This is a genomic window from uncultured Enorma sp. (genome assembly GCA_905210055.1).
In the GTDB taxonomy this organism is placed as follows: Bacteria; Actinomycetota; Coriobacteriia; order Coriobacteriales; family Coriobacteriaceae; genus Enorma.
In genome coordinates, this window is sequence record CAJLVH010000166.1 from 1 (window position 1) to 3551 (window position 3551).

Genomic DNA, 3551 nt, shown 5'->3' on the forward strand with positions numbered 1-3551 from the left:
GGGCAGCGGTGCCAGCCCCGCCTGTGCACGCATCGCGTTCATGAGGTCGTGGTTGCGATCTTCTGCCGCGCAATACGGGCAGTCGGAGGCACCTTTCCAATGCGCATGCCGTTCATCCGCATCACATTCCACCAGCTCACCGAAGTAGCGCATAAGCAGCTCCTGCCATTCGAACGCCGTTGTGCGGCGGCGCGGGTCGGTAAATCCGTCCACGAACGTGCGGCGAAACGCCTCGACGAGATACGGCGGGAAATCGCCCATCGCGGGCATGCCGGACGGATAAACGAGGTTCGGACGCGCCACGAATGCCGCCACCCAGCCGCTACGTTCGCGCTCGACGAGCGAGGGCATGGGCGTGCCTTCCGGTGCGTTCAGATCCACGGCATACGAGCAGGGGTGCTTCCCGAAGAACAGCGCCTTGTGGATGAGCACCGCGAGCGCATAGCAGTCCGTCCACTCGCTGAACGGCACGCCGCACGCAGCGTAGCTCCCCCCTTGCGCCGCCCGCAGCATCTCGGGTGCGACGTATTCCGGCGTGCACCCTAAGCAGGGGTAATGCGAGCCGTCGGGCAAACGGATATCGAACGAATCGGCATCGATGAGCTGCACGGTGCAATCGGCGAGCACGGGAATGTTCTGCGGACCAGGGTCGCCCATCGCCACGCCGCACATGTGCATGCGGCCGAGCGTGTTCGCCAGCGAGACGAGCGCCGCGAGCCGCTGACTCACGAGCGCCGTCCCCTTGGGGTAGGCGAACAGCTTGTCGAGCGTGACATTCGGCTGCAAGCGCTTCATGATGAAGCCCACGAACGCGCCGCTATCATCGTGCAGCAGGTTGACCGGCCACGTGAGATTGGGCGGCAGCGAGCACATGCTTGGCAGCTGGCACATTGCCCTGAGCTTGGGCTCGCGCTTGCGGGCGAGCTCGGCGGTGCGGAAGATCTTTGCCACGTAATCCGGCTTGCCCTCGATGTCGTAGAGCTTGCCTTCGGATCCCTCTTCGTTGAACGGTGTGACCGCGAGCTCCAGGCGCTGACCTGCCAGCGTGGTGACAATCATTGCTCCACCCCCTTCACCTGCAGGCGCTTCATATGGGCAGTCTCCGCAGCCCACTCCTTTTTGATGCGCTCCGCCACCGCGTTGCGCAACTCCTCCCAAGCGGGTTCTTGGTAATAGGCGTCATCGAGGGTTGCCGGCGGGCGCTCGGGGTCGTAGAGCAGAAGGAGCGTCGCATCGTCGACCGTGTGCAGGTGCGGTTCGCGACGGATGATATTGCGCAGTCGCCGATCGAGCCCGTGCCGTTCCTCTGCCGTTGCTTCCGTACGATGCAGCAACTTGCGCGCGAGCGGCACATAGACCTGCTGCTCGGTTTCGCGCAGCAGCTTAGGGCACAGGCGCTCGAAGAGCCCGTCCGTCGCCGCGAGCACCGACGCGACGTTTCCCTCTACGGTTCCGAATTCCCACGTATCTGGCCCAAAGCGCAGGGGAATCATCCCGCCGGCATCATCGTGCTGCTGGTGCGTCACCATCACGTACTCGCCCGTGGCGAGCGCGGCCACCATACCCGAATCCCCCGCCTGCCCCCAGCTCAGGCGCTTACCATCCCACACGCCCACACAAAGCGTCGCATCGAGCTCGCGCGCCGGCTCGCCCGCGCGCCGCGCCGTGTCGCACACCGTATGGTAGGCCACGGCGAATCCAGCACGGATGACGTCCTGGACGTCCTCGTCGGCCATCCCCGACTCAAGGTGATTCGACACATAGAGCACCGCCGAGGCCACCGCCACACGCGAGCCGCGCTCGGAATGCTTGCGGCTGCCTACACCATCCGACACGCCGAACACCATCGCATCACCGCAGCGCGCGGTAAGGTACGCATCCTGGCACGGATCACCCGTCTCGATGTGGTCGAGACCACGCGCGTGGTAGACAAAACGTTGCATCATGGCTGAATCCTTTCAGGGCATGCTGCGCGCACGCGCTGTGCTGGAGCGAGTGCGCGCAGGAGCCGTGCGAGAGCGTGCGCTCGTGGCAGTCCGCGCTAGATGAGGTCGCCCAACTGAGGCACGATGAGCTTGTTGTCGGGATCCTGGATGGGGTTCTCCTCCGGCGCGATCTGGGGTTTCTCGCCCAGACCGGTGCGCGTGCGAATCTTGATCGACATGGCTTTGAGGTTGGCGTACTGCTGGTAGCCATCTGCAAGGTCGTTGTAATCCTTGACAGCAAGGCGACGGCGCGGGTTGGGCACCGCTTCCTTCATGCACCAAGGAGTCGGGATACGGAAGTTCGGATCCTCGGGGTTCAACGGGATGGTCGCGAAACCGTCGAACTGCATATCGTTGTGATCCACAAGTTCCTTCACGCGACGAGCGGTGGCGCTGGAAAGCGTGTCCTCGAAGTCGCCCACTTCGACCACGATGGGCACATAGTGCTCCTGGCCGAGCTTCTTGCCCATTTCGTAGCGCTTCCTCGAGAGGTCGATGACCGTGTTCAAAGCAAGATCGTAGTCCGTACCGCCCGAGGCGGTGAGCACCGGAACCGCGATGTCACGCGGGTGCGCGAACTCGGCACCGCCCACGATCTCGACGTCATGGTTGAACGCGATGATGTTGAGAAGCACCTGCTCGTTCACGTCATCGTCCTTCGCAAGCGTCTCGACGAAGAGCTTGGTGAACTGGTTGAGCAGGTCGATGCGCAGGGGGCTTCCCGGTCCCGCGACGGGCTGGTCTTCGGAGCCCGAACGGTCGAGTAACAGGCTGGCGAGCAAGATGGGCTTGTCGATGGGCTGGAACATCTCGGCCGGCATATGAAGACCGGCGTTTTTGATGTTGTCGTTGACCATGGTGGTTTCCTTCCTTTATGCCGCAGGGGCGATGTGGAATGTCTTGGTTTCTAGCCACGCATTTGCGTGTCTTACCGTTGAACGGAGGGCCGGGGCCTCTTCTCCGGGCAAGCCCGGCCCCCTGTTCGTCGAAAGGAATGCATGGCGACGGACATGACAGTGGTTGCCCGTCGCGATGCGAGAGGCGATCTCGCAGCACGAGCGACGTCGCGACGACGGCTAGCGCTCTTCCCACGCGCGACCGTAGCTGGCCGGATGGTACGAGCTGCGAACCCAATCGGGCTCGCTGCCGTCCAGGTAGTCATCCATGCTGCCGTAGACCGCGTGTCCGTGGCCGGTGTCGAAGCTGCCGTCGGTCGCCTCGTAGCGATGGACGGTTCCGTCGTCGTGGACATCGGTCTTGGCGCAATAGTCGTTGTCCGGATCGTCCATGTCGTATGAATACCAACCCCAGCTCATGATGCGTCCTTTCTCGCTGGATCCTACCGATTGCGGTGGCCATCCGCCCGAAGCGTTCGCGCCTTTGCCGCGCCTTGGCTTCGGTTGCCAAGATTCTTACCGAGACGCTGCAATCTATGGCCGAAACCCGCTGGGAGGAAACCGGGAGCGATCACCACATCACCGGAACCGCAGGTCAAATCTTGTATCGGCACCACCTGACATTGGGGACAGTCCCCAATGTCATGACATTTGGGACAGGCGTTTGCGC

At 63.0% G+C, this 3551-nt stretch carries 3 protein-coding genes and 1 pseudogene; all 4 read right to left on the minus strand.

All coding sequences use genetic code 11. The features are described from left to right. Positions 1 to 1059 (minus strand): annotated as a pseudogene (locus tag QZ079_RS08585) (hypothetical protein); the annotation flags it as partial. Then, a complete protein-coding gene (locus QZ079_RS08590) occupies positions 1056 to 1946 on the minus strand; it encodes a protein phosphatase 2C domain-containing protein (protein WP_297037450.1) in 891 nt (296 codons plus the stop codon). The gene QZ079_RS08590 and the pseudogene QZ079_RS08585, both read right to left, overlap by 4 nt. A gap of 95 nt (positions 1947 to 2041) precedes the next feature. Further along, positions 2042 to 2842, minus strand: a complete 801-nt coding sequence (locus QZ079_RS08595) for a VWA domain-containing protein (protein WP_297037451.1) — start codon at positions 2840 to 2842, stop codon at positions 2042 to 2044. 219 nt (positions 2843 to 3061) lie between these two features. Further along, positions 3062 to 3301 carry a hypothetical protein gene (locus QZ079_RS08600; protein WP_291288485.1) on the minus strand — a complete coding sequence of 80 codons (240 nt, stop codon included), beginning with the start codon at positions 3299 to 3301 and terminating at the stop codon, positions 3062 to 3064. Between the last annotated feature and the right edge of the window lie 250 nt (positions 3302 to 3551).

What these genes read in the sequence shown, in the direction of transcription:
- QZ079_RS08595 (WP_297037451.1), bottom strand. Translation starts at nt 2,842, where the DNA reads ATGGTCAACGACAACATCAAAAACGCCGGTCTTCATATGCCGGCCGAG.
- QZ079_RS08590 (WP_297037450.1), bottom strand. Translation starts at nt 1,946, where the DNA reads ATGATGCAACGTTTTGTCTACCACGCGCGTGGTCTCGACCACATCGAG.
- QZ079_RS08600 (WP_291288485.1), bottom strand. Translation starts at nt 3,301, where the DNA reads ATGAGCTGGGGTTGGTATTCATACGACATGGACGATCCGGACAACGAC.